The organism is Paenibacillus sp. MAHUQ-63, assembly GCF_028765165.1.
Classification (GTDB): Bacteria; Bacillota; Bacilli; order Paenibacillales; family NBRC-103111; genus Paenibacillus_E.
On sequence record NZ_JARADB010000007.1, the window covers coordinates 106,813 to 130,755 of the forward strand.

Below are 23,943 nucleotides of genomic sequence, written 5' to 3' on the forward strand. Positions count from 1 at the left end.
TTCCTGAAATGTTATTTCTTAGGATGTACGCTTCCTATCGTGTTTATCCCAAGATCTTTTGTTGTTCGTTTATTTTTGCTATGATGCCAATATAAGGCGGGTGAAATGGATGAGTTTTAACCATAGAGATGAGCATGTAGATGACAGGATGCTGTTGATTCAAGCTAATTTGGATGATATGAATCCGGAGTGGGTTTCTTATATCATGGACAAGCTCTTCGATACAGGGGCGAACGATGTGTACGTGGTACCGATTATTATGAAAAGGGGCCGGCCCGGCATTATGTTGAATGTACTCGTTGAGGAAGAACGGCTCTCGGCGATTGAAGACGTTATTTTCAGCGAGACTACAACGTTAGGCATTCGGTATATGCACGCATCCTGCCATCGTTTGGCCAGAGAGTTCGAAAAGGTACAAACCCCGTGGGGCTCGTTGTCGGTCAAAGTCGGCTATCACCAAGGGAAATTAGTGCAGTATGCACCTGAGTTTAAAGAATGCGAGCAGGTTGCGCTAGCTCATGGCGTGCCATTGAAGACGGTGTATGAAGAAGTCAGACACCGGTTTGTGCAGCAACAGCAAGAACATAAAAACGCCTCCTCCTAATGGTATAGGAAGAGGCGTTTATGCCGTTACTGAGGGTTGTGCGTATGTGTATGAGAGTGCGAATGGGCGTGGTCGTGATCATGGTCATGGTGATGATGGTGGTCATCGTGCGAGTGTGCATGATCATGATCATGGTCATGATGATGATGATGGTCATCGTGCGAATGCGCATGATCATGATGATGGTGGTGATGGTGATCATCATGCGTATGAGCATGGCCGTGATTATGTTCATGAGACAAGTGCTCGTGGCCGACTTGCCATTTGCCGATGAAAGGGTCTACTTGGCCGATGACAACGCGAAGCACGTTAGGCTGCTTAGGCAAATCCCGCGTGCCTGCGCCGTAACCGATCGTATCCACGACCATTGGCGGAAAGCTTTTGGAAAACTCATCCACGATGCCGGAAATGATACCGGCCCCTGTCGGCGTGGTCATCTCCATACTGTAGTCAGTTGATGCAATCGGTAAGCCGCGCATCATTTCCAAAGTAGCAGGTGCAGGCACCGGATAGGTACCGTGATCGATATGAATCGTACCCGAGCCTAGAGGAACCGGCGATGCGTAGATGCGCTCGATTCGCAGCGAGTCGATGGCCAAAGCCACACCCACGATATCAACGATGGAGTCGATCGCTCCGACTTCGTGGAAATGTACTTTCTCCACAGGAATACCGTGGATTTTCGCCTCAGCGATACCGATTTTCTCGAAGATGGCGAGGCTGAGCGCTGTTACTCGCTCGTTGAATCCCGCCCCCTGAATGACTTTGACGATTTCGGAGTAATGCCGGTGTTGCTTCGGCGGATGGTTCGGGTCCTGGATGACATCCAGCTTCAGAGCCGAGATGCCGCGCTTAATGACACGTTTCCACTCCAGCATATAAGGTTCCAGCTTGATCTTGGTAAGCTCATCTTCAATGTATGCACGGTCTGCTCCTGCATCGACCAATGCCCCGAGGGTCATATCGCCGCTGATACCGGAGAAGCAGTCCAAATATAAAATACGCATGGTACGAATCTCACGCTCGTTTCGACATATTTTTGTTAATGAGCCCTGCATAATAGCCGGCTCCGAAGCCATTGTCGATGTTCACGACGGAAATGCCGGGTGAACAACTGTTTAACATCGACAGAAGCGGCGCCACGCCTGCCAGATGGGCGCCATATCCGATGCTCGTCGGCACGGCGACGATCGGCTTGGACACAAGCCCGCCGACGACGCTGGCGAGCGCGCCTTCCATGCCGGCTACGACCACAATCGCGTTGGCACCGCGAATGAGATCCAGCCGGCGGAAGAGCCGGTGAATGCCGGCTACGCCGACGTCGAACACGCGTTCGACGTGGCTGCCCAGGCATTCAGCCGTAAGAGCGGCCTCCTCCGCCACAGGGAGGTCGGAGGTGCCTGCGCACACGACGGCGATGTAGCCTTCGTGGACTTTCAACATCGGGCGCTTGAACCAAGTGAGCGCCCGGGCCGTTTCGTGGTAGGTGACGCCTTCCACGGCTGCGGTAACATGGGCGGCTTTGTCCGGATCGACACGCGTGGCGAGCACGCGGTCGGTGTGCTCCGTCAGCCGCCGGAAAATCGTCTCGATCTGCTCAGCGGTCTTGCCTTCCCCGAAAATGACTTCGGGGAAGCCCGTACGCTTCTCGCGATCGATGTCCAGCTGGGCAAATCCGAGATCTAGGTTGCCGGGGCCTGCGCCTGCACCATCTTTGACGATTTGCCTTTTGGCTTCTTCAACGTCCAGATCGCCGGTCTGGACGAGCTTTAGAATCTTCTCCAAGTCCATCATAAGGATGCTTCTTTCACCTTTTCTTTGGTTTCCTTAGACAGCACTTCGTTCATGCTGCCGGTGCGGTAGCCCGCAAGATCCAGCGTTACGTAAGTAAAGCCGAGCTTGCTGAACTTTTCGTAAATCGCGTCGCGGTGCTCCACCACTTTGTGGATTTCATTCGGCATGACTTCGATCCGGGCGATTTTGTCATGATGACGCACCCGCACTTGATATAGACCGAGCTGCGACAAGAAGAATTCACCCTCATCCAGCTGGTCGATTTTCCATTTCTCAATTTGCGTTCCATAAGGAATGCGGGAGGACAAGCAGGCGAAGGACGGCTTATCCCAGGTGCGCAGCCCTAATTCCTTGGAAAGCTGTCGGATCTCGTCCTTCGTCAAGCCGGCCTCTTGTAAGGTGCTGCGGACGCCCTGTTCATTCTTGGCTTGCAGGCCCGGCCTGTAATCGCCGAGATCATCCATATTGGAGCCATCTAGAATATATGGGTAACCCAAATCTTTGGCTAATTGCTGCAGATGTGAATAAAGTCCTGTTTTGCAGTGGTAACAGCGATCCGGGTTATTGGCGACGAAATTCGCGTTCTCCAATTCTTTAACCTCTGTTTTGTGCAGCTTGACGCCGATCTGCTCGGCAAGTTCAACAGCTGCATCGAATTCCCTCGTAGGGAACGTTTCGGAAGCCGCAGTCACGGCTAACACTTGATCTCCGAGCTCTTGCTGTGCCCGTTTGAGGACGAATGTACTGTCCACGCCTCCGGAGAAGGCGATTAATACGCGACCCATGCCTCTTAAAATCTCACCGAGCTTGCGGTCTTTCTCGCGCGTTACTTCTTGTATGCTCATGATTCTTCCCTCCCATACAGCTATATGTAAAAAGCTGAGCTGTTTTGGTCCATCTAGATTAGTGTATCACAACTGACTGGTAAAGTGGATTGTTTTGTCAAGCATTCATGATATAATAACTACAGCAAGAAACCAAATAAAAGGCGGGAACTATAATGCCTACAAAACCCCTAGAGAGAAAACCAGACTGGTTAAAAATTAATCTGAAGACCGATGAAAACTTCAAAGAAATAAAGTCGATGATGCGTTCCAAAACGCTGCATACGGTTTGTGAGGAAGCCAAATGTCCGAACATTCATGAGTGCTGGGCGAATCGGACGGCAACCTTTATGATTTTGGGCGACATATGTACGCGCGCCTGCCGCTTCTGCGCCGTCAAAACCGGCCTCCCGACGGAGCTCGATCTGCAAGAGCCGGAACGTGTGGCCGATGCCGCATTGCAAATGGGCTTGCGCCATTGCGTCGTGACTTCCGTCGCGCGCGACGATCTGCAGGATGGCGGAGCGATGATTTTCGCCGAAACGATTAAGGCGATTCGCCGGAAGCTGCCGCTCTGCACGGTCGAAGTGCTGATTCCCGATTTCCTGGGACGCGAAGAGTCGCTGGCAACGGTTCTGGAGGCCAAGCCGGATATCCTGAACCATAATATGGAAACGGTTGAACGCATGTCGGACCGCGTCCGCTCCAAAGCGAAGTATCGCCGCTCGCTGGAGCTGCTGGAGCGCTCCAAGCGAATCGCGCCGAACATTCCAACCAAATCCAGCGTCATGATCGGTGTCGGCGAGGAGTGGGAGGAGCTGCTGCAAACGATGGACGATCTTCGCGCGGTGGATTGCGATATTATGACCATCGGCCAGTATTTGCAGCCGTCCACGACCCATCTGGCTGTCTCCAAATATTATACGCCGGACCAGTTCGCCCTTCTGAAAGAAGAGGGGATGAAGCGCGGGTTCAAGCACGTAGAGTCAGGCCCATTGGTACGCAGCTCGTACCATGCCCATGAGCAGGTCCAAGCGGCATCGAACGTTTAAACTGACGGATCCGAGAAAGGAGAGCTTCCTACCATCATGATTCATATTGCGAACAAAACCTATGAGCTCGTGACCGACCACAAGAACGGTTGGAATTATGAAGTGTTCAAGGAACGCTACAGCGAAGTTCTGGAGCGCTATGATTATATTGTTGGCGACTGGGGATACAGTCAATTAAGGCTGAGAGGCTTTTTTAAAGAAGCTCACCCGAAAGCGACAAAGGATTCGTCGATCGCCGCCCTCCAAGACTATTTGAATGAGTACTGCAATTTCGGCTGTGCTTACTTTCTCATCGAGAAGGTTAACACTAACAAGCAGCAGCAGCAACCACTGCAGCCGCAGCAACCGCAGGTACCTTCCGAACCGACGACAACCTCGTCATAGAGGTTTGACAATAAAAAAACGCCATTTGAACTCCCGGGAGTTCAATGGCGTTTTTTTGTTGACCCATAAAGCTACTTAAGCTCTAAGCCGACGAAAGCCTCGCGCACCCGGTTCCAGAACGGGAAGGGGCGGAATCTGGCGAATTTCACTTTCACGTGGGAGGCGACGCGGCAGCGGATCGAGACGACGTCGCTGTGCTGCATATACTTATGATCGAGGGAAAGCAGCATATTTTGCTGGGCTTTCGGATAAATGTCGCAATGATGATGCTTCGGTAAAATCATGGAAGAGCCGAGTGTCCGGTAGACTCTGTTATTGATGGAAGCGATCTCGGCGATTTGGATCGCCTCCAGTGACGGATGGACCATGGCCCCGCCCAAGCTTTTGTTATAGGCGGTGCTGCCTGCCGGCGAGGAGATGCAGATTCCGTCGCCGCGGAACATTTCGAACACTTCATCGTTGATGTCCAGACGCGCAACCAGGGAAACTTCGATTCCCCGAAGCGTAAACTCGTTCAGCGCAAGATGCGTCTCAACGCCATGCTCGGTAGTGATTTCGATCTCAACGACCGGATATCTCACGACTTGCAGTTCCTCGACGGAAGGGACGCTAAATACCAGTGATGCGAGATGGTCGAGTTCGTTCGGTTTCCAATCCGCAAAAAAGCCGAGATGTCCCGTATGGATGCCTACGAATGCGATATGACCGATTTGATCGACATAATTATGAAAAGCCTGAAGCATGGTGCCGTCTCCGCCAATGGAAAGGACGATGTCGGGGTTATGCTCGTCCCTGGGCATTCCATGCTGTGCGGCGAGCGCATGGAACCGTGCTGTCAGCTCCTTGGAGATATCATCGCCTCGTTCAATGACGTTGTATTTCAATCGAGTTCCTCCTATTGAAGCGTACAGTATTTGTCAATTTCTTGCAGTATAGACTCGGGGGTATGCCTGAACTCGGCTGCGACGCGGTATGAATCGTTGCTGAAATTGGCCACCCTAATAATTTCGCCATATGCGGTGATCGGTCCGGGAAGTCCTGGCAGAATGAAGCTGAGCTCCAGGAACAAGGGGTGAATCAGCCGGTTCGTTGTTAGGAATGAAAGGCCTCCGCTGCTGATATCAAGCAGTTGTCCGGAGAAAGCGGCGCCCTTGCGTGCGGACACACCGCGAATACCGACGATCTGAAGTGTAATGGGTGTTCGAAGGAAGAGCTTGGCCCGTTGATGCTGTCTTCTCTGATGATGCTGAATTTCTTCGGGAATGGACAATGTGAGGTTACAACCGGATTTCTTCAATTCGAGCTGAAGCAAATCCACATACGTATAATATAAAATTCCACGGTCTCTAAAAGAAAATTCAATGAATGATACATGTTCAAGTTTGTCGAATGGAAATAGTCCGCAAAGCTCTAGACAAACGGTGAACGATTGTTCGCCTATTCGGTCAATGATGAAATCATCTTCGAAGCAGAACGGTTGCCCGTCTTTGCACTCACCGACAATCATCAAATGACAAGCCGAATTCGGTGCGATATATGCCAATTCTTGCGCCTTATTCCAATCCATAGCATCACCAAGTGGTTAGATTTGCATTCATGCTTGCATGCCCATACCGTAAGTCCTCTTTTCATAATAATTTATAAAAGAAAATAAGAAAAGCCCCAAACGGGGCTTTAAGCGGGTGAATCCAACAATTACTGCCAAGAGAGTGTACTGGTCACAAGCGAAAGCTCGAAGGAATGGGCGAAATTTGGCGAAACCGGTCGAACGCGAATCGAGAAATGAGGCCCATGAACAAGGTGCCCGGGAATGGTCGCTTTATAGCTCTGGATGCCTTCCGTCAGCTCGCCGGACGGCTCCATCGTGATGATGCGCTGCTCCCAGGTGTCGCCAATGTCCTCATAATATATGACTTCCACCGCCGTATCTTGCGGCCAAATAGGGCCGAAATGAACTTGCGCCGAAACCTCCTTCGTAGACGGTTTCATTTCGCTTAATGGAACTTCCGACGACAATTTGGCTGAGCGGTCATCGATGCCAATGATCTTGACATGATACCAGTTGCTGCGAATGAACTGCTTGTAATCGGCCACTTTGGTTGCCACGTCGTAGTGATTGGCGACGAACAGCCGGGCTCTGTCGGCCGTGGGCACATAGGTCTGCTCCGTGTAATCCTGCACCATCCGGTGGGTGTTGTAGACCGGGCTCAGGGTCTGAATGGAGCGCTTCATCCGGGAGATCCATTGATGCGGAAGCTCGCCTTGATTGTAGTAAAGAGGGATAATTTCGTTCTGCAGAATGTGGTAGATCGATTGGGTATTCTCTTTCTCCTGCACGGCCCAGTCCGCCGTGCCCGTGGAGCCGATCGCCCAACCGTTTGACCCGTTGTAGCCTTCCTCCCACCAGCCGTCCAGGACGCTGAAGTTCAGAACTCCGTTCATGGCTGCTTTCTGCCCGCTCGTGCCGCTCGCTTCCAGCGGCCTGCGCGGGTTGTTCAGCCAGACATCCACACCTTGAACGAGATAACGCGCCATATTCATGTCGTAATTCTCGAGCATGACGACTTTGCCTGCGAATTCCTTTAATTGCGATATGCGATATATTTCGCGAATGAGCTCCTGACCGGGATAATCCGCCGGATGCGCCTTGCCGGCAAATATAAATTGCACGGGGCGGTCGGGATCGTTAATCAGCTTCTTCAGCCGGTACAAATCGTTGAAAATGAGATTAGCCCGCTTATAAGTGGCGAACCTTCTGGCGAATCCGATTGTCAAGGCTTTGGGATTCAAGTATTGTCTGACTTCGTCGATGCGCTCCTGAGACTCGCCGTTGCGTCTGCGCTGCTCCATGATGTTGCGCCTCGCGTAGCGGATCAAGTCTTCCTTCAACTGCTGATGCACGGTCCAGATGGATTCGTCGGGAATGACTTCCACCTGCTGCCACTGATGCTTGTTAACTTGATCTTCCCGCCAAGTGCCGGGGAGGAAGCGGGTGAACAGTTCTTGCCATTGCGGAGCGGTCCATGTGTCCAAGTGAACCCCGTTCGTAATGGAACCGATCGGCACTTCGGACGCATCGATATGGCCGTGGAAATCCTTAAACATCTCGCGCGAGACTTGACCGTGAAGCTTGCTTACGCCATTGCGCAATCCAGCCGTATTCATCGCCAGGTGGGTCATATTGAATTGGCCCGTATGGTGGTCGAGTCCGAGCGCTACGATGCTTTGCTTATGGCGCGACAGCTCGCTCAGCAGCGGTCCGAGATAATGCTCCACCATCCCGATCGAGAACGTGTCATGCCCGGCAGGCACAGGGGTATGGGTGGTGAAGACGGTCGCCGAGCGCACGGTTTCAACGGCTACATGGAACGGCAGCCCAAGGTGGAGCAGCTCCTTCAACCGTTCGAGCGTTAAGAAAGCGGCATGCCCCTCGTTGATATGGTACACATTGGGGTAGATGCCCAAAGCGCGGAGCGCCTTGACACCGCCGATGCCAAGCACGATTTCCTGCGCGATCCGCGTATCCTGATTGCCGCCGTACAGCTGAGCGGTCAGTTCCTTATCCGCCTGGCTGTTCGCTTCATGGTCGGCATCCAGCAAATAGACGGCATTGCGGCCGACCTGTACACGCCAAATTTGCAGCGTAACGGTTCGTCCGGGCATGTCAATGGTAACGGTAAGCGGACGTCCGTCTTGAAGCACAGGAGAGATCGGCAGCTTGCCGAAGTCGTACGTATACAATTCGCTGATTTGACCGCCGGATGCATCGATTTTTTGCGTAAAATAGCCCTTTTTATAAAGAAGTCCCATACCGACCAATGGGATGCCTAAATCGCTTGCCGATTTGGTATGATCGCCGGCCAGGATGCCCAGCCCCCCTGAATAAATCGGTAAGGATTCATGAAAGCCGAACTCGGCGGAGAAGTAAGCGATCTGCACATAACCGCGTTCTCCATGCTTTTGCTGAAACCAAGTAGGTCCGTTCATATAGGCGTCGAACTTGCCGATCACTTGCCGGTAGCGGGACAGAAATTCGGCGTTGCCGCTTAAAGCGTCGATTTGGGCTTCGTCCAAATCGTAAAGGAGGCGAACGGGATTATAGCCGGCTTGAACCCATTTGGCCGGATCCATTTGTGCAAAAAGCTGCAAAGCATCATGGTTCCAACTGAACCACAGATTGATAGCCAGCTCGGACAAGCGCTCAATCGCAGGCGGCAACGGTCTAGCTACTTTGGGGATGGCATTTTGCATACTGGATTCACTCCCTTTATGATTTTGATTCTAATTACCCCTATTATCTTGTTCCACCAACCTTTTCATACACAAGTTTTAGTAAGGAATATGCAGCGAAGAGGCCGGCAATGACTGTAAACGCTGCGAAAATGACCGTTCCGCTAACTGGAAGCAGCAGCTTCAGGTAGCTGAGGACCGGAGCGGCCGGATCGTACTGCGCCTGGAAGACGGCTTGCGAGCCCCGAAACCTTTGCATAGGCTCCCAGATGATCAGCACAATGGCGGCGGACAACAGGGCGTGAACCAGCCGGGCGAAGAGAAAGGGGACGTAACGCAAGTTGGTGTGGCTCAGCAAGGAGACGATTTGCGCATGAACGGACATGCCGCCCCACGATAAAATAAAAGCCCCGATCGCCACCTTGCTGGAGAGGGCAAGCGCCGCCGGAGCGTTGCCCGCAGCCTTGGCCCCTAGCGTTACCTCGAACAGTCCGTTCATGACCGCTTGCGACAGTTCGAGCGGCAGTCCTGCGAAGCGCAGGATAAAGTCAATCAGCAGGTACATAGCGTTCATCACACTTGCCTGGGTCAGAACCTCCAGAACGACGGAAAAGAAGACGACAAGTCCGCCGACGACGAAAATTAAGTTCAGCGACTGCAGGATGGACTGGCTGAGCAGGGAGCCGACGGAGCGGCCGTCGGACATCCGCGCGTTATGCATGTTGTCGAATGCGCGTTTCCACACGGAGCCTTGGCTGACGCTTGTCTGCAAGGTCGGCATGCTTTTGCGCCCATGGAATCTCATCATAAGCCCGATAAAGAGTGAACCTCCATAGTGGGCTACAGCCAGAATGAGCGCCAAGGAGGCGTCGTGGAAAAAGCCAATCGAGACGGCGCCGATCAGGAAGATCGGATCGGAGCTCGTGGTGAACGCCACAAGCCGTTCCCCTTCTTCGCGATTCACGAGCTTCTGCTCCCATAGCTGGGAGGTTAATTTGGCGCCGACCGGATAGCCTGCGGCGAATCCCATGGCCAGGACGAAGCCGCCGATGCCCGGAATGCGGAACACGGGGCGCATCATCGGATCGAGGAGTGTGCCGAAGAAATGCACGATGCCGAAGCCAAGCATGATTTCGGAAATGACGAAGAACGGGAACAGGGCGGGGAAGAGCACGTCCCACCAAATGGAAACGCCGCGTAAGGCGGCGCCAAGACCGGCATGAGGAAACGCAAATAAGCATAGAATAATGGCAATCACGACAAAAGCCGTGAGTAACGCAGCCGTGAAGTTTCGTTGCTGCATGGGCCTACACCTCCTCTTCCTCAACTATATGAAGTGGCTTGGACATCCATGCCAGCCTAAAAAACTTAGACTTTGGTACTGCTAAGCAAGTTGTTTTATGGTAAAATAGAACTATAGGTAGTCTTATATCCTAGGCGTCGGGAGTGATTCAAATGACAGGTATCATTGCCGGGTTGGTCGTTTGTCTGTTCGTGTATGTCATTCGAGAGACGCTCATGCATGCAGGGGATGAGGATGTAGAGCATTACTAAGCCAACAAGAGAGAGGATTTCCTAATGTCAGAGCAGGAACGCAATACGCTGTATGAATGGATGGGGGGAGCGGAGACGATTCGCCGGATTGTGGAGGCCTTCTACCCTAGAGTGCTGAAGCATCCGTTGCTGGCGCCTCTGTTTCCTTCGGATATTGGACCCGTTATGGATAAGCAATCTATGTTTTTGAGCCAGTTTTTCGGAGGACCGACCTTGTACTCGGATGTTCACGGGCACCCGATGATGCGGGCGAGGCATATGGCTTTTCCCATTACGGTCGAGCGTGCGGACGCATGGCTGGGCTGTATGGCCGAAGCGATGGAAGAAGTAGGCCTGCCGGAAGATCTCCGGGACTTTTTACTCCTGAGGTTGAAAGGCTCCGCATATCACTTTGTGAACACACCCGAAGAAGAATAGTTCTTCTTACCTACACTATTATCCGATAAAGGCGGGGTTACAAGATGGTTGAACCTTTGTATGAGATATCCGTAAAGTGCACCTATTGCGACAACTCCTTCAAATCCATGAAGGTTCGCCCCAGCTTCAAAAAAGCGAGCAAAACAGATACCGACTTCTGTGTTCATTATAAAACGATTAATCCCGACTATTACGTCGTAAGAATTTGTCCTTACTGCGGTTATGCGCATACGGAGAACTTCTCGGACAAGTGGAAGCCGGAACAACGGGAAGCCTTCTATGAGAAAGTCGCCAAGTTCTGGTCGATGCGCAGCTATTCCGGCGAGAGAACGTTCGAGGATACGCTGCAAACCTACAAGCTTGCACTGATCAGCGCCCAGATCAAGGAGGAGAAGTCCCGTGTCATCGCCGGACTGCTGCATCATCTGGCGTGGCTGTACAGATCGGTCGGCGACTGGGAGCAGGAGAAGCGGTTCCTGACCTTCGCCCTGGATGCTTATGTGAGCGTATATGAGACCGAGGGAATGGACCTTAACAACGCCCGGCTCATGTATTTGATGGGCGAGCTCAACCGCAGGCTGGGCCGGTTCAATGAAGCGGTCAAATGGTTTTCGCGCATCATTAACGACCGCAAAATTATGGACGCCGGGATGATTCGGGCGAGCCGCGAGCAGTGGGTGGCTACACGTGAGGATATGCTGGCGATCCGTATGGAGCTGCCGGAAGAAATGAAGCAAGCCACTTAAATCATATCGGCTTATAATCCAAAGAACGCTTATCCAAGCGAGGTTGAAGGCAACTTCCCCCGTGTGGCTAAGCGTTCATTTTTTGCGTTTCAATTCCGATTTCACTGTAGTGCGTGAACCGATTCTTCCCCTGATGCTTGGACGCATACAACGCTTGATCCGCTTCATAGATAATTTGCGACAATTCATCCTGCGGCGAACCTGCGGTCGCGATGCCGATGGAGATCGTAATGGGCGCGGGAACCGAGTGGTTCTTATGCCGGAAAGCTTCCGCCACCTGGAAACACAATCGCTGCGCGTACAGGCTCAGGCGAATCGGATCGGCCTCCATGCTGAGCAGAATGAATTCTTCACCGCCATATCTGGCCAGATAATCCTCCTCGTAGAGATGGGACCGCAGAACGCCGCTCAGCTCCCGCAGCAGTTGATCGCCTTCCAGGTGCCCGAACAGGTCGTTGTACATTTTGAAGTTGTCGAGATCAATCATCATGATCGTGATGGGGCGCTTGCTTAAGGCGCTGCTCGCGATCGGCATGAAGCTGCGCAAATTCGGCAGCTTCGTCAAGCTGTCTTGGTTGGCTTGCAGCTCCAACTGCCGCTGCATCCGCCAACTCTTGTTCTCGTCGTTCACCATCACGATCACCGTGATGAAGGCAGCGGCCATGATGGCGAGCATGAAGAGCAGATCCCCGGCATAAGCCCAGGACAGCCCGTCTGAGAGCAGAGCGTGAGTGATAAGCCGAAGAATGAAGACATAGGAGCATATTTGGAGCCCATGGCGAATAGGTATGTCCAAGAAGCCGCCGCGGTATTCTTTATTGTGGAAGAAGGAGCTGATGAGCGCTGGGGCAATCAGATCTTGCGTGATGTTGAACCAGGCATGGCTTTCCTGCGAGAGGAGGCCGAAGCCCGCCGGCAATATCGTCGAGATCAGGGCTACTGGCAAGCCGTAACGCAGCCCCGCCATGAAAATGGGCAAGGACCGCAGATCGACGAGACCTAGCGGCGCCGGCAAAGGCTCCAGCATCATGATGATACATGCGAGGCCGGTAAGCAAAGGGGCAATCAGCTTCTCGTACGAATCAATCAGCATCTTGCTGCGAACTTTGATCGCTACATAATTGAGCGTGATTAAAGTGCACGCACTTGTCAATGGAACGAGATACTCGTGCATAAATACTCTTTCTACTCCTCGCGCTGTGAAAGCAGCAAATGTTACTTGCGGATAGCGGAATCCGCCAATAAGTAATCGCGGTCTGTGTCGACGAGCGTCAGTCTATTGTGACAGCATGGGAACACAAGCAGCTTTTTTTTGCCTTCGTGAATGGACTTCAGTTCGTGGATTTTGAGCGGCAGCAGCACATTGGGGCTATGGCAAAACGGACATTCGGCCACATAAATGTCCTTCATGATGATGTCATAAGGCCATGTGTTTGCAAAAGGGACCAGCATGGTTACTTCTTGTCCCCTTCGCCGGATTCCGATGCGGAGTTTTTGGCAAGCTCGGCAATTTTCTGAAGTAAAATATGTTGTGGCATATGCATGAGATGCTCCAAGGGCACGCCAAGCTGCTCGGCCAGCTTAACAGCTGTTTCTGGAGAAATTTGTAACGGTTTCATTGTTCATCACACCATCCTGTTCCGAATTAGTTTGCAGGAACTTTACTTCATTGAATCATACTTTTTACCTATAAGCAATGAGGAAGATTGCGATGATTGCCCGCCATGCATCCTTTATGATTTAATAAAAGATGGAAAGGAAAGGTGATGATTTTGCTTCATTTACCTCTTAATCAAACATGGAATTTAGAAACCTTTTTCCCTGGCGGAAGCGATTCTCCCGCATTCGCAGCGCATCTGAAGGAGCTTCAGGCTTCGATTGCCGCTTTCCAAGAGCAGGTGCGGAACACGCCTTCCCCGCAAGCGGTTTCCGATTCGGCAGGGCTGGCCAAGCTGGTCGAGCTGCTTCAGCGTAATTTGATGAATATTCATGAAGCGGATTCCTTCGTAGGCTGTCTGCTGGCCGACAATCAGAAGGATAAGAAAGCTCCTGCGCTCAATGGCCAAGTGAAAAGCTTGCAAGCCGAGTATCAATCGTCGCTTACGCACTTCGATCAAGTATTGACCGGCATTCCGGACGGGGTATGGACGGAGCTGCTGCAGCAACAACCGTTCCAAGCCGTTGCATTCCCGCTAGACGAACGCCGGGCGTTGGCCAAAGAGAAGCTGTCGCCGGAGCAAGAAGCTTTAATTAACGATTTGGCCGTAGACGGTTATCACGGGTGGGGCGACTTGTATAATTCGACCGTTGGTCAATTCCGTATGTCCGTTGAGGTGGACGACGAGACCGTGGAGCTTTCAGCCGGTCAAGCTTTCAACAAGCTGCATACGGAGAACCGGGAAGAGCGTCTGGCGCTGTTCGAGAAATGGGAGCAGGCCTGGACGGACCAAGAAGATTACTGTGCGGAGGCGCTGAATCATCTGGCAGGGTTCCGTCTGCAAGTGTATAAGTACAGAGGGTGGAACTCCATACATAAAGAGCCGCTAACCATCAACCGCATGGAGGAGAAAACGCTCCAGGTGATGTGGGAGGTAATCGACCGCAATAAAGACATTTTCGTCGAATATTTGCGTCGCAAAGCGAAATTGATGGGCGTTGATAAATTAGCCTGGGTCGATGTGGATGCTCCGCTAGGCGATTCGTCGAAGAAGATCTCTTACGATGAAGGAGCGAGCTTGATCGTCGAGCAATTCGAGCGGTTCAGTCCGAAGCTGGCCGCGTTCTCCGAGCAGGCCTTCGAGAACCGCTGGATCGAAGCGGAGGATCGCCCGGGCAAGCGTCCCGGCGGCTTCTGCACCTCGTTCCCGGTGGCGGGGGAGACTCGCATCTTCATGACGTACGGCGGCACGCTTAACAACGTATCTACGCTAGCGCACGAGCTCGGCCACGGGTACCATCAGCACGTCATGACGAATATGCCTGCGCTGGCGCAGGAGTATGCGATGAACGTCGCAGAAACGGCGTCTACCTTCGCCGAGATGATCGTCGCGGACGCGGTGGTGAAGAGCGCCGCCACGGATGAAGAGCGGATTGTGCTGCTCGAGGACAAAATCCAGCGGGCGATCGCGTTCTTCATGAATATTCATGCGCGGTTCATCTTCGAAACGAACTTCTACGCGGAGCGGAGCCAAGGGCTCGTCAGCGTGGAACGCTTGAACGAGCTGATGGTGGACGCTCAGAAGGTTGCGTTCAAAGATGCGTTAAGCAGCTATCATCCGCATTTCTGGGCGGCCAAGCTGCACTTCTACGCTACGGACGTGCCGTTCTATAACTTCCCGTATACGTTCGGCTATTTGTTCAGCAGCGGCATCTATGCACGCGCTGTGCAGGAAGGTCCCGCGTTCGAAGACAAGTACGTCGCCTTGCTGCGAGACACAGGCAGCATGAACGTAGAGGAGCTTGCGCAGAAGCATCTGGGCGTTGATCTGACGAAGCCGGATTTCTGGCAAAGCGCTGTGGATATGGCCATCCAAGATGTCAGAGAGTTCATGAAGCTGACGGAAGACAAGGTTCGCGCATAACGAACGATTGATGTAAAAACAAGCTGGCCCGTTGCATACGGCGCCAGCTTGTTGTGCGTTACCTGAGGTTTATAATTTGAATACCTGAATCGTCTGCTGCAGTTGTGTGACGACACGAGTCATTTCTTCCGCTTGGGATACGATCCCTTGTACGGTGGCGATTTGCTCGTTCATGGATGCCGAGACTTCTTGCGTGCCGGCGGCGGACTCCTCCGTGATGGCGGAGATGTTCTCCATGGCAGCGGCGATCTGCCCCGAGCTGATTAGCATCTGCTCGCTTTCTTCGGCGAAACGGGTGATTTCTTCAGAGATGAAGCCGACGCTGTCCACAATTTGCGCGAATACCGTCTCGGTTTGATCGATGAGCACCGTTTGCTTCTTCACGACATCCTCGTTGACTTGGATGCTGCGAATCGCATCCTGAATGCCTTGCTCGATGCTTTTGACGAAGCCGAACACCTCGCGTGTCAAGGAAGTCGATTCCTCAGCAAGCTTGCGCACCTCGGAGGCGACGACGGCGAAGCCCCGCCCGTGCTCGCCGGCTCTGGCCGCTTCGATTGAAGCGTTAAGGGACAGCAGGTTCGTCTGCTCGGCAATCTCCGAAATGGCGCGGGTAACGTTCGAAATGCCGGCCGCTTGACGGGCGAGCATATCAATGGTCTCGGAGACTTGCCCCGTGACCTCCACATTCCGTTTCATGCCGATGCCTTGGCTTTCTACGGAAATGCGGCCTTTCTCAACAAGAGACATCATGTGATCGGAGCGGTCCTTCATCTCCTTGGTCGAACCGGCATAGGTGACGAGCTTCACTTCGATATCTTTGGAAGTAATGGAAACGCCCGAAACTTCTTCGGAAATTTGTCCGGCGCCGGCTGCCAACTCATGGGCGGATATGCTCACTTGCTCCAGAACACCGCGGAAATTTTCGTTCTTGGAATAAATATCGCGGCTGGTTTGGAAAACCTGTTTGGAAATAGAGCCCGTATCGCGAAGAATATCGCGGAGCTTATCGATCATTTTATTGAAGGATTGCCCCAGTTGGCCAAGCGTATCGTCGGAAGTTACGTTAACTTTCTGAGAGAAGTCCCCTTTGGCGATGTTGAGCGCGATGCGGGACAGATCCGCCACAGGTTCCGTCAATTGATTCTCAAACCATTTGATGAACGGATAGCTGAGGGCCAGAAGAACGACAAGGAAAATAATTCCTAGTAAGCGGTTCCATTCTGAAGCAAACGAAAGAATTAACAAAAATACACAGTTCAATCCAATTAATGCATAGCAACCCAGCTGTAATTTTTTACGAAACGACAGGTTTGACATTTTGTCCATCTGACCGACTCCTCGCGAAATTTGTTATTTATGCAGGATGAATGGCTTATGTTTGAAAATTATAACATTGAATCTGGAAACATTCTACATCATTTCGACAAAAATCGTTCGCAATCGTAGTTCTTTTGGAGCAATGATTAAGAAATGATAAAAAATAGCAGAATTGCGTGAATATTTAGAATAAACTGTTGAAAATTGTCAAATAGAGTTTTATAATAGGTCTACAATCTTGGAATATACATAATAAGTAAAAAATAATAGCATAAGGAGGAATATGATGAGGTTGGATCAAGGCGCACTTGCCAGACAAATTGATCTGGTATTTCGAAAATTGAAGGAGGAATTGTCGCATACGAGCTCTGGCACGGTTTTTGTTCATATTCGCAATGATGAGATCGGCAAGTTCGGAGTGAAGCATCTTCCCTTCGAGGGCAAGGACGGCGTGCTGCCGGCTTGGTCGAACAAGGGATTAACGGAGCAGCAGTACCGGTCGTTTCGCCAGATGGCGATTGATTCTCTTGCTAGGAAAAAAGGCTGGACTCACGGTGAAATCATGTTTGATTATACCGTGCGGCATGACATGCTGTCGGCCAGTATCAGTTTTGAAAGCAATTATAATATGGCGAGTCTCGCCCAAACGATGTAGCACTCATTCATACCAAATATCCCCCGATCCTGAATAGGAAAGGGGGATTTGCTGCGTTAACCGCGATCTCTGCTGCGGTAGAGGACATAGATGAACAGCGGGGCGCCGATTGCCGCTGTGAAGACGCCGGCCGGAATATCCAGCGGCTTGAACAGGAAGCGTCCGGCGAGATCCGCCAGCAGGAGCAGCAAGGAGCCGGTCAGCGCGGAGACGGGGATCAGCGAGCCGAAGCTGGGACCTACGAGCTTGCGCGCGATGTGAGGCGCCATAAGTCCGATGAAGTTGATGGCGCCGCCGAAGGCTACCGCCGCTCCGGAAAGCGCGACGCTTAGAAGAATAAGGAAGAAGCGTTGGCGCTGTACGCTGCTCCCCACATTCCGGGCGATGTCTTCGCCTAAGGACTGTATGGTAATATGCCGTGCATACAGGAAGATGGCCGGAATCAATATGCCCACCCAAGGAAGCAGCGGATAGACAGCCTTCTGCCAGGATACGCCGTAGATGCTGCCGGTCATGAAGGTCAACGATTGATTCGCCAAAATGATGGGACCGGATATCATCATCAGGTACGAGAGCGCGCTCATCGCCGCTGTGAAGCCGGTGCCGATCAGAACGAGGCGCAGCGGAGTAATCCCGTTCTTCCAGGATAGAGCGTACACCAGCAAGGTGGCGGTGAAGGCACCGAGAATCGCGGCGACAGGCAGCCAGTGGATGCTGATTTTATCCGAGAAGAAGAAGAAAAACGATACGGCGCCCAGTGTTGCGCCGCCGGTGGAGCCGATCGTATCCGGTGACGTGAGCGGGTTGCGCACGATCCCTTGCAGGATCGCCCCGGCAACGCCGAGCGAAGCCCCGATCAGGACGGCGACGATCACCCGAGGCAGACGCAGAGATCTGACGATCATGGTGCTGGGGTCCGACCCATAGCCGAAGACGGCTCGCACGACATCGGCCGGCTTGATATAGATGCTGCCGATTCCCGTACTAAGAATCATGACGACGATGACCGCAATGAGCAGGGATAGCGATACAAGGACTGATTTCTTGCTAATCCGATATGAAAAGATTTTACTGCGAACGGTGACATGGCGGCCTGATTTCCTCATTTCAGAAGCCCCCCTTTGCGTGCGATGTAGATGAAGAAGGGAACTCCCAGAATAGCTGTCGCTACGCCGACGTGAACTTCCTTCGGCATGACGATGAACCGCGCGATGATGTCTGCGCCGACAAGCAATATCCCGCCGAAAATCGCGCAATAGGGAATAACCCAGCGATAGTCGATGCCGACGAGGAAGCGGACGATATGCGGGATGATAATCCCGACGAACACAATCGGCCCTGCGACGGCGACGGAGCCTCCGGCCAGGATGACGATGACGACGGCGGTGACGAACTTAATATAGACGGTGCGCTGCCCGAGCCCCTTCGCAACATCGTCTCCCATGGAGAGAATGTTGATGTGCGGCGAGAGAATGAATGCGCCGACCCAGGCGAGCAGGACATAAGGATAGACGGATTGGAGCATGGCCATGGTACGTCCTTCAACCGATCCGACAAGCCAGTAGAGGACTTGATCGAACGCTTTGCCGTTCCCAAGCAGAATGCCTTGGGTCAAGGAGGCGAAGAAGGCCGTCATGGCTGAGCCGGCCAGCGTGATCTTCATCGGCGTGAGCCCGTCGCGGCCTAAGGAGCCGAGGCCATAGACAAGCGTTGAGCTGACGGCGGCGCCGAGGAACGCAATCCATGTGAACTGCGAGAGGCTGGTGACGTTGAAGAATCCGACCGAGAGCACGATGGCGAAGGCGGCCCCGGAGTTGATGCCGAAGATGCTGGGCGAAGCAAGCGGGTTCCGCGTCATGGCCTGCATGAGCGCACCTGCGATGGCCAAGCTTCCGCCTACGAGTGCGGCGATTAACGCTCGCGGAATGCGCACCGTTTGGATGATGATCGCTTCGTTGGACGGCTTGGCGGTGCTGTCGAACGACTGCGTAACCTGAGTCCACGTATAGGCATGCAGGCCGAATCTGACGCTGCAGATCATCAGCACGGCCAGAACGGCGATAGCGGCGAGAAGTCCTAGACTTTTATAAATACGATATGTACGTTCATTGCTTGAATTATTCATCTATAAATGCCTGCTTCCCTATATTTCTTGCTTTGTTTATTTTAATAACTAAGGTTAATTAAGTCAACGATTTTGAGAATCATTATCATTTTCGATTGACAGATGGCACGGAAAGAAGTACGATATGTGCAAGATAATGATAATCGTTATCAACACATAGAGAGCGTGGAGGGAATAAGGTCAGATGTTTGCCAAAAATCAACGAAAGAGAGCATGGTCTCTTGTTGCGATTCTGTTTGTTATTTCTATTGTTTTAACAGCATGCGGAGAGAAGCCTGCGGCACAGCCGTCAGCATCCGCAGCACCGCAAGAGTCCGCTAAATCGGATGCTCCTCGTACCATTAAGCATGCTATGGGTGAAACCGCGGTTCCGGCTCAGCCGAAACGCGTTGTTATTTTGACGAATGAAGGAACGGAAGCTCTTCTTGCACTTGGCGTGAAACCGGTCGGGGCCGTAGAATCCTTCACGGGTAAGCCATGGTTCGATCATATCAAAGCTGATATGGAAGGTGTAACGACAGTGGGCGGCGAATCTCAGCCGAACCTGGAAGTGATTGCCTCTCTGAAGCCGGACTTGATTATCGGGAACAAAATGCGCCAGGAGAAAGTATATGAACAGCTGAAAGCGATCGCGCCAACGGTATTCGCAGAGACGCTGCGCGGCGAGTGGAAAAGCAACTTCGCCCTGTATGCGGAGGCATTGAATAAGAAAGCGGAAGGCGACAAAGTGATCGCAGCTTTCGATAAACGTATTGATGATTTCAAAAGCAAAGCCGGCGACAAGCTGAAAGAGAAGGTCGCTGTTGTACGTTTCATGGGAGGCAAAACTCGTTTCTACTATGGAAATATGTTTACAGGCGTTATTTTTAAACAAATCGGCTTTGCCCGTTCGGATGCGAAGAGCGATGAGAAATCGTTCGAAGATATTACGAAGGAGCGTCTGACAGAGCTTGATGCAGCGGACCGCGTCTTCTACTTCACATACGAAACCGGCGACGGCAAAGGCACGAAGCAAGAGGAAGAGTGGATGAACGATCCGCTTTGGAAAAACCTCAAAGTTGTGAAAGAGAACAAGCTGGTGAAAGTTAACGATGCCACTTGGAACACAGCAGGCGGTGTGAAAGCGGCTAATATCATGCTGGACGATCTGTACAAAATCTACAATATCCAGCCTTAATCAAGGAAGGACTGCTGACGGGGCAGTCCTTTTTCTTTACACAACAAAAAGGAGGGCTTCCTTTCTTAAAAAGGATAGCCCTCACTTGTTTAAGTATAGGAGAGACGATTATCTGCTGAATCTGTTCACGCTGCCGCCTGCAAGTTGTTGTTCAGCGATTTGAACAAGGCGACGAGTGATGTTTCCACCAATGGAACCTGTGTCACGGGAAGTCATGTAGCCGTAGTAGCCGTCTTGAGGAATTTGGATGCCCAGTTCTTGAGCAACTTCAAATTTCATTTGATCCAAAGCGGCATTCGCTTGTGGAACAACCAAGGTGTTGCTGTTGCGATTTTGTGCCATCTGATATCACCTCCAGTAGTAGGTAGTATAATCTGTTTTGTCAAATATACTCGTCAAAAAAACTGGAAATTTCCACCACGAAATAGACGGGTTAGAAGCGGGATTGGACAGTCTTTGATATAATAAGAAAAATGAGGAGAAACGGAGGGGAAATCAATGTTCGAACTATCCGTGGAGGGCTGGTCGCTCGACAAAGATTTGCAAATCATACAAGCGGATGTCCGCATGGCGGTCGACGGGAGCATCCTGATCGAGGAGCCTCTCTGCATTGATGTAGGACTTCCTGCTTTATTGTACAGTGCTCTGCATGACACGGAGCCCGATCGGTTCGCACCGCCGGACGAATGGGTGAAGATGCCGTTCTTCGTGTGCGGCTGCGGGGACCCGGAGTGCAGAGGCTTCTCTTTCGTCGTGCATCACAAGGATCGGAATGAGCTGGAGCTCATTTCCGTTGAAGAACGCGGGGATGGGACGCACCGCAAGTTTGAGAACCATTTGATTGCCGTGTCCGACTACAGAAAGCAGGTTCTGCGAATCGGGGAAACGTATCTAGCCTTCATTCAAGGCTTGGATTACAGGCCTTATTATGCCGACACCGTGAAGGTTGTAGAAGAACTCGTGGAGCAATTACATCAACAATAACGGAGTGAATGGGATGGCAGCAGCGAAATATTATGTCGTTTGGGTCGGGCATAAACCCGGCATTTACCGGTCATGGGCGGAATGTCAGGCACAGACGAACGGGTACCCGCAAGCGCGGTTCAAATCGTACGAATCGGAAGCGGAAGCCAGACAGGCGTTCGAGAAAGGTTGGCAGAAATCGCTGAATTTCTCGGGAGCAGGGTCGTCTGCGTCGAAGTCCGGCAAGCCGGCAACTCCGGAGACCGCTCCGGAGGTCGACTACGACAGCTTGTCCGTGGACGTAGGCTGCTCGGGGAATCCGGGCATTGTGGAATATAAAGGCGTCGATACGCGAACAGGCGAGATCCTATTCTATCAGGGGCCGATTGCCAAAGGAACGAACAATTTGGGTGAATTTCTGGCCATCGTGCATGGTCTGGCTTACTTGCAGAAGCTTGGAAGCAATAAGACGATCTATACGGATTCCGTCACGGCTTTGAGTTGGATCCGGAAGAAAGAAGTATCCACCAACCTTGTCCGCGACGCTTCTACGGAAGAAATCTGGACGTTGGTGGACCGCGCTTTGAAGTGGCTGCGCAGCCATACCTACACGAACAAAATCGTGAAATGGGATACGAAGAAGTGGGGAGAAATCAAAGCAGATTTTGGAAGAAAATAATCTCCTATTTTTTACGTTGACGCGTCAGTACACGAAAGGGAGAAATTTGACGAAAAGTGTGTTATGATAGATTCATTATTTTTTAAAAATTAACTAATGGAATTTAGGAGGAATACAGTATGGCTCATCCAAAACAGCGCAGCGACATGATTAAAAAAGGATTCGACCGCGCTCCTCACCGCAGTTTGCTGCGTGCAGCCGGCGTTAAAGAGGAAGATTTCGGCAAGCCGTTTATCGCGGTTTGTAACTCTTATATAGACATTATTCCTGGACATGTGCATTTGCAAGAATTCGGTAAGCTCGTGAAGGAAGCCATTCGCGAAGCGGGCGGCGTTCCGTTCGAATTCAACACGATCGGTGTTGACGACGGTATCGCGATGGGCCACATCGGTATGCGTTATTCCTTGCCAAGCCGTGAAATTATCGCTGATTCCCTGGAAACGGTCGTTAACGCTCACTGGTTCGATGGCATGATCTGTATTCCTAACTGTGACAAAATTACACCGGGCATGATCATGGGCGCGCTTCGCGTTAACATCCCGACGATGTTAGTCAGCGGCGGTCCGATGAAAGCCGGTAAAGATAAGAACGGCAGATCGATCTCCTTGTCTTCCGTTTTCGAAGGCGTGGGCGCGTATCAAGCCGGTAAAATCGACGAGAAAGGTCTGGAAGAGCTTGAGCAATACGGCTGTCCGACCTGCGGTTCCTGCTCCGGTATGTTCACGGCGAACTCCATGAACTGCTTGGCTGAAGGTCTGGGCCTTGCTATGCCGGGCAACGGCACGATTCTGGCTGTTGCCGAAGAGCGTAAGCAATTCGTCAAAGATTGCGCGAAACAGCTGATGACACTGATCGAGAGAGATATCAAGCCTCGCGACATCGTGACGATCGAAGCGATCGACAACGCGTTCGCGCTGGATATGGCGATGGGCGGTTCCACGAACACCGTGCTTCATACGCTGGCTATCGCTGCGGAAGCAGGTATCGATTATCCGATCGCGCGCATCAACGAAGTGGCGGAGCGCGTTCCTCATCTGGCGAAGATCGCACCGGCTTCGGACTATCACATTGAAGATGTGCATTTGGCGGGCGGCGTGAGCGCAATTATCAATGAGCTGCTGAAGAAGCCGGGCGCTTTCGACGGCGATCGTCTATCGGTTACCGGAAATACGATCCGCGAGAACGTAGCCGGCTGCGAGATCCAGAACACGGACGTCATCCATCCATTAAGCAACCCGCACAGCGAAAGAGGCGGACTTGCTGTATTGTTCGGTAACCTGGCGCCGGAAGGCAGTATCGTTAAGGTAGGCGCGGTTGACAAATCCGTTGGCGGACGCCACATCGGTCCTGCGATCTGCTTCAACTCCCAAGACGAAGCGCTTCATGGCATTGCTAACGGCCAAGTGAAAGAAGGCCACGTCGTCGTAATCCGCTACGAAGGACCAAAAGGCGGACCTGGTATGCCGGAAATGCTGGCGCCAACTTCACAGATCGTCGGTATGGGTCTAGGCGCGAAAGTGGCCCTGATCACGGACGGACGCTTCTCGGGCGCATCCCGTGGTATTTCCATCGGGCATATGTCTCCGGAAGCGGCAGAGGGCGGACCTCTCGCTTTCGTACAAGACGGCGACATTATCGATGTGGATATGGACGGCCGCAAAATCGAGCTGCAAATCAGCGACGAAGAATTTGCGAAGCGCCGCGAGAACTGGGCAGGCTTCGAACCGAAAATCCGTTCCGGTTACTTGGCGCGTTACACCAAAATGGTAACGAATGCGAGTGCAGGCGCGATTTTGAAAATCTAATTAAAAAACTGCCGGGGCTTTGCGAGCTCCGGC

General features: G+C 52.2%; 25 protein-coding genes. 11 read left to right on the forward strand and 14 right to left on the reverse strand.

The annotated features are described in order from the left end of the window. Nucleotides 1-100 precede the first annotated feature (100 nt). Nucleotides 101-604 carry a nickel insertion protein gene (gene larC / locus PUT07_RS29575; RefSeq protein WP_338000785.1) on the forward strand — a complete coding sequence of 168 codons (504 nt, stop codon included), beginning with the start codon at nt 101-103 and terminating at the stop codon, nt 602-604. Between the two features lie 26 nt (nt 605-630). Here larC (PUT07_RS29575) and larC (PUT07_RS29580) read toward each other — a convergent pair whose 3' ends face one another. From larC (PUT07_RS29580) to larE, 3 genes are read right to left on the reverse strand one after another with little or no spacing between them, the layout of a single operon-like run. Continuing rightward, the gene (larC, locus tag PUT07_RS29580) at nt 631-1,611 is read right to left on the reverse strand and encodes a nickel pincer cofactor biosynthesis protein LarC (RefSeq protein ID WP_274472376.1); all 981 of its coding nucleotides are present in this window, start codon (nt 1,609-1,611) and stop codon (nt 631-633) included. Nucleotides 1,612-1,621: 10 nt separating this feature from the next. Beyond that, on the reverse strand, nt 1,622-2,398 hold the full coding sequence (larB, locus tag PUT07_RS29585) for a nickel pincer cofactor biosynthesis protein LarB (RefSeq protein ID WP_274472377.1): 777 nt from the start codon (nt 2,396-2,398) through the stop codon (nt 1,622-1,624). Continuing rightward, entirely contained in the window at nt 2,395-3,243 is an 849-nt protein-coding gene (larE, locus tag PUT07_RS29590) for an ATP-dependent sacrificial sulfur transferase LarE (protein WP_274472378.1), read from the reverse strand. Before larE ends, larB begins: the two co-directional genes overlap by 4 nt. A 155-nt stretch (nt 3,244-3,398) precedes the next feature. Between larE and lipA the strand changes: the two genes are divergently transcribed. Together lipA and PUT07_RS29600 are read left to right on the forward strand one after the other, a co-directional pair. After that, nucleotides 3,399-4,274 carry a lipoyl synthase gene (lipA, locus tag PUT07_RS29595; protein WP_274472379.1) on the forward strand — a complete coding sequence of 292 codons (876 nt, stop codon included), beginning with the start codon at nt 3,399-3,401 and terminating at the stop codon, nt 4,272-4,274. A gap of 36 nt (nt 4,275-4,310) precedes the next feature. Continuing rightward, entirely contained in the window at nt 4,311-4,658 is a 348-nt protein-coding gene (locus tag PUT07_RS29600) for a YutD family protein (protein ID WP_274472380.1), read from the forward strand. Between the two features lie 71 nt (nt 4,659-4,729). Here the strand turns inward: PUT07_RS29600 and PUT07_RS29605 are convergent, their stop codons facing one another. The 4 genes from PUT07_RS29605 to ylbJ form a co-directional block, all read right to left on the reverse strand. Then, nucleotides 4,730-5,542 (reverse strand): NAD kinase, encoded by an 813-nt coding sequence (locus PUT07_RS29605; protein WP_274472381.1) that lies wholly within the window; start codon nt 5,540-5,542, stop codon nt 4,730-4,732. 11 nt (nt 5,543-5,553) lie between these two features. Further along, nucleotides 5,554-6,225: a PilZ domain-containing protein gene (locus tag PUT07_RS29610; protein WP_274472382.1), complete on the reverse strand. Its 672-nt coding sequence runs from the start codon at nt 6,223-6,225 to the stop codon at nt 5,554-5,556. 128 nt (nt 6,226-6,353) lie between these two features. Continuing rightward, nucleotides 6,354-8,909 carry an alpha-glucan family phosphorylase gene (gene glgP, locus PUT07_RS29615; protein WP_274472383.1) on the reverse strand — a complete coding sequence of 852 codons (2,556 nt, stop codon included), beginning with the start codon at nt 8,907-8,909 and terminating at the stop codon, nt 6,354-6,356. A 43-nt stretch (nt 8,910-8,952) separates the two neighbouring features. Continuing rightward, a complete protein-coding gene (ylbJ, locus tag PUT07_RS29620) occupies nt 8,953-10,191 on the reverse strand; it encodes a sporulation integral membrane protein YlbJ (RefSeq protein WP_274472384.1) in 1,239 nt (412 codons plus the stop codon). A gap of 275 nt (nt 10,192-10,466) precedes the next feature. On the opposite strand from ylbJ, the gene PUT07_RS29625 reads away from it, so the two are divergent. Both PUT07_RS29625 and PUT07_RS29630 read left to right on the forward strand, forming a co-directional pair. Further along, entirely contained in the window at nt 10,467-10,859 is a 393-nt protein-coding gene (locus tag PUT07_RS29625) for a globin domain-containing protein (protein WP_274472385.1), read from the forward strand. Between the two features lie 44 nt (nt 10,860-10,903). Continuing rightward, nucleotides 10,904-11,605 (forward strand): DUF2225 domain-containing protein, encoded by a 702-nt coding sequence (locus PUT07_RS29630; RefSeq protein ID WP_274472386.1) that lies wholly within the window; start codon nt 10,904-10,906, stop codon nt 11,603-11,605. 67 nt (nt 11,606-11,672) lie between these two features. Here the strand turns inward: PUT07_RS29630 and PUT07_RS29635 are convergent, their stop codons facing one another. The 3 genes from PUT07_RS29635 to PUT07_RS29645 are packed head-to-tail and all read right to left on the reverse strand — an operon-like array spanning nt 11,673 to nt 13,224. Then, nucleotides 11,673-12,779, reverse strand: a complete 1,107-nt coding sequence (locus PUT07_RS29635; protein ID WP_274472387.1) for a GGDEF domain-containing protein — start codon at nt 12,777-12,779, stop codon at nt 11,673-11,675. A 41-nt stretch (nt 12,780-12,820) separates the two neighbouring features. Further along, a complete protein-coding gene (locus PUT07_RS29640; protein WP_274472529.1) occupies nt 12,821-13,054 on the reverse strand; it encodes a hypothetical protein in 234 nt (77 codons plus the stop codon). Between the two features lie 5 nt (nt 13,055-13,059). After that, nucleotides 13,060-13,224, reverse strand: a complete 165-nt coding sequence (locus tag PUT07_RS29645; protein ID WP_274472388.1) for a YycC family protein — start codon at nt 13,222-13,224, stop codon at nt 13,060-13,062. 153 nt (nt 13,225-13,377) lie between these two features. Between PUT07_RS29645 and PUT07_RS29650 the strand changes: the two genes are divergently transcribed. Continuing rightward, nucleotides 13,378-15,186, forward strand: a complete 1,809-nt coding sequence (locus PUT07_RS29650) for a M3 family oligoendopeptidase (protein WP_274472389.1) — start codon at nt 13,378-13,380, stop codon at nt 15,184-15,186. A gap of 69 nt (nt 15,187-15,255) precedes the next feature. Here the strand turns inward: PUT07_RS29650 and PUT07_RS29655 are convergent, their stop codons facing one another. Continuing rightward, a complete protein-coding gene (locus PUT07_RS29655; protein WP_274472390.1) occupies nt 15,256-16,515 on the reverse strand; it encodes a methyl-accepting chemotaxis protein in 1,260 nt (419 codons plus the stop codon). 277 nt (nt 16,516-16,792) lie between these two features. Here PUT07_RS29655 and PUT07_RS29660 point away from each other — a divergent pair, with 277 nt between their 5' ends. Then, complete coding sequence (locus PUT07_RS29660; RefSeq protein WP_310189253.1) at nt 16,793-17,161, forward strand: O-methyltransferase; 369 nt, start codon at nt 16,793-16,795, stop codon at nt 17,159-17,161. A 56-nt stretch (nt 17,162-17,217) separates the two neighbouring features. Here PUT07_RS29660 and PUT07_RS29665 read toward each other — a convergent pair whose 3' ends face one another. After that, nucleotides 17,218-18,267 carry a FecCD family ABC transporter permease gene (locus PUT07_RS29665; RefSeq protein WP_274472392.1) on the reverse strand — a complete coding sequence of 350 codons (1,050 nt, stop codon included), beginning with the start codon at nt 18,265-18,267 and terminating at the stop codon, nt 17,218-17,220. Then, nucleotides 18,264-19,286 carry a FecCD family ABC transporter permease gene (locus PUT07_RS29670; RefSeq protein ID WP_274472393.1) on the reverse strand — a complete coding sequence of 341 codons (1,023 nt, stop codon included), beginning with the start codon at nt 19,284-19,286 and terminating at the stop codon, nt 18,264-18,266. Before PUT07_RS29670 ends, PUT07_RS29665 begins: the two co-directional genes overlap by 4 nt. 184 nt (nt 19,287-19,470) lie before the next feature. Here PUT07_RS29670 and PUT07_RS29675 point away from each other — a divergent pair, with 184 nt between their 5' ends. Continuing rightward, nucleotides 19,471-20,463: an ABC transporter substrate-binding protein gene (locus PUT07_RS29675; protein WP_274472394.1), complete on the forward strand. Its 993-nt coding sequence runs from the start codon at nt 19,471-19,473 to the stop codon at nt 20,461-20,463. Between the two features lie 108 nt (nt 20,464-20,571). Here the strand turns inward: PUT07_RS29675 and PUT07_RS29680 are convergent, their stop codons facing one another. Continuing rightward, nucleotides 20,572-20,805, reverse strand: a complete 234-nt coding sequence (locus PUT07_RS29680) for an alpha/beta-type small acid-soluble spore protein (RefSeq protein ID WP_274472395.1) — start codon at nt 20,803-20,805, stop codon at nt 20,572-20,574. Between the two features lie 156 nt (nt 20,806-20,961). Here PUT07_RS29680 and PUT07_RS29685 point away from each other — a divergent pair, with 156 nt between their 5' ends. The 3 genes from PUT07_RS29685 to ilvD all read left to right on the forward strand — a co-directional run bounded on the left by PUT07_RS29685 (nt 20,962) and on the right by ilvD (nt 23,910). Continuing rightward, complete coding sequence (locus PUT07_RS29685; protein WP_274472396.1) at nt 20,962-21,447, forward strand: hypothetical protein; 486 nt, start codon at nt 20,962-20,964, stop codon at nt 21,445-21,447. A gap of 13 nt (nt 21,448-21,460) precedes the next feature. Next, nucleotides 21,461-22,105: a ribonuclease H gene (gene rnhA, locus PUT07_RS29690; RefSeq protein WP_274472397.1), complete on the forward strand. Its 645-nt coding sequence runs from the start codon at nt 21,461-21,463 to the stop codon at nt 22,103-22,105. Between the two features lie 119 nt (nt 22,106-22,224). Next, complete coding sequence (gene ilvD / locus PUT07_RS29695; RefSeq protein WP_274472398.1) at nt 22,225-23,910, forward strand: dihydroxy-acid dehydratase; 1,686 nt, start codon at nt 22,225-22,227, stop codon at nt 23,908-23,910. Nucleotides 23,911-23,943 lie beyond the last annotated feature (33 nt).

Coding starts and splice junctions, on each gene's coding strand:
- larC (WP_274472376.1), bottom strand. CDS start 1,611: ATGCGTATTTTATATTTGGACTGCTTCTCCGGTATCAGCGGCGATATG.
- larB (WP_274472377.1), bottom strand. CDS start 2,398: ATGATGGACTTGGAGAAGATTCTAAAGCTCGTCCAGACCGGCGATCTG.
- larE (WP_274472378.1), bottom strand. CDS start 3,243: ATGAGCATACAAGAAGTAACGCGCGAGAAAGACCGCAAGCTCGGTGAG.
- lipA (WP_274472379.1), top strand. CDS start 3,399: ATGCCTACAAAACCCCTAGAGAGAAAACCAGACTGGTTAAAAATTAAT.
- PUT07_RS29600 (WP_274472380.1), top strand. CDS start 4,311: ATGATTCATATTGCGAACAAAACCTATGAGCTCGTGACCGACCACAAG.
- PUT07_RS29610 (WP_274472382.1), bottom strand. CDS start 6,225: ATGGATTGGAATAAGGCGCAAGAATTGGCATATATCGCACCGAATTCG.
- glgP (WP_274472383.1), bottom strand. CDS start 8,909: ATGCAAAATGCCATCCCCAAAGTAGCTAGACCGTTGCCGCCTGCGATT.
- ylbJ (WP_274472384.1), bottom strand. CDS start 10,191: ATGCAGCAACGAAACTTCACGGCTGCGTTACTCACGGCTTTTGTCGTG.
- PUT07_RS29625 (WP_274472385.1), top strand. CDS start 10,467: ATGTCAGAGCAGGAACGCAATACGCTGTATGAATGGATGGGGGGAGCG.
- PUT07_RS29630 (WP_274472386.1), top strand. CDS start 10,904: ATGGTTGAACCTTTGTATGAGATATCCGTAAAGTGCACCTATTGCGAC.
- PUT07_RS29635 (WP_274472387.1), bottom strand. CDS start 12,779: ATGCACGAGTATCTCGTTCCATTGACAAGTGCGTGCACTTTAATCACG.
- PUT07_RS29645 (WP_274472388.1), bottom strand. CDS start 13,224: ATGAAACCGTTACAAATTTCTCCAGAAACAGCTGTTAAGCTGGCCGAG.
- PUT07_RS29655 (WP_274472390.1), bottom strand. CDS start 16,515: ATGGACAAAATGTCAAACCTGTCGTTTCGTAAAAAATTACAGCTGGGT.
- PUT07_RS29660 (WP_310189253.1), top strand. CDS start 16,793: ATGAGGTTGGATCAAGGCGCACTTGCCAGACAAATTGATCTGGTATTT.
- PUT07_RS29665 (WP_274472392.1), bottom strand. CDS start 18,267: ATGAGGAAATCAGGCCGCCATGTCACCGTTCGCAGTAAAATCTTTTCA.
- PUT07_RS29670 (WP_274472393.1), bottom strand. CDS start 19,286: ATGAATAATTCAAGCAATGAACGTACATATCGTATTTATAAAAGTCTA.
- PUT07_RS29675 (WP_274472394.1), top strand. CDS start 19,471: ATGTTTGCCAAAAATCAACGAAAGAGAGCATGGTCTCTTGTTGCGATT.
- PUT07_RS29680 (WP_274472395.1), bottom strand. CDS start 20,805: ATGGCACAAAATCGCAACAGCAACACCTTGGTTGTTCCACAAGCGAAT.
- PUT07_RS29685 (WP_274472396.1), top strand. CDS start 20,962: ATGTTCGAACTATCCGTGGAGGGCTGGTCGCTCGACAAAGATTTGCAA.
- rnhA (WP_274472397.1), top strand. CDS start 21,461: ATGGCAGCAGCGAAATATTATGTCGTTTGGGTCGGGCATAAACCCGGC.
- ilvD (WP_274472398.1), top strand. CDS start 22,225: ATGGCTCATCCAAAACAGCGCAGCGACATGATTAAAAAAGGATTCGAC.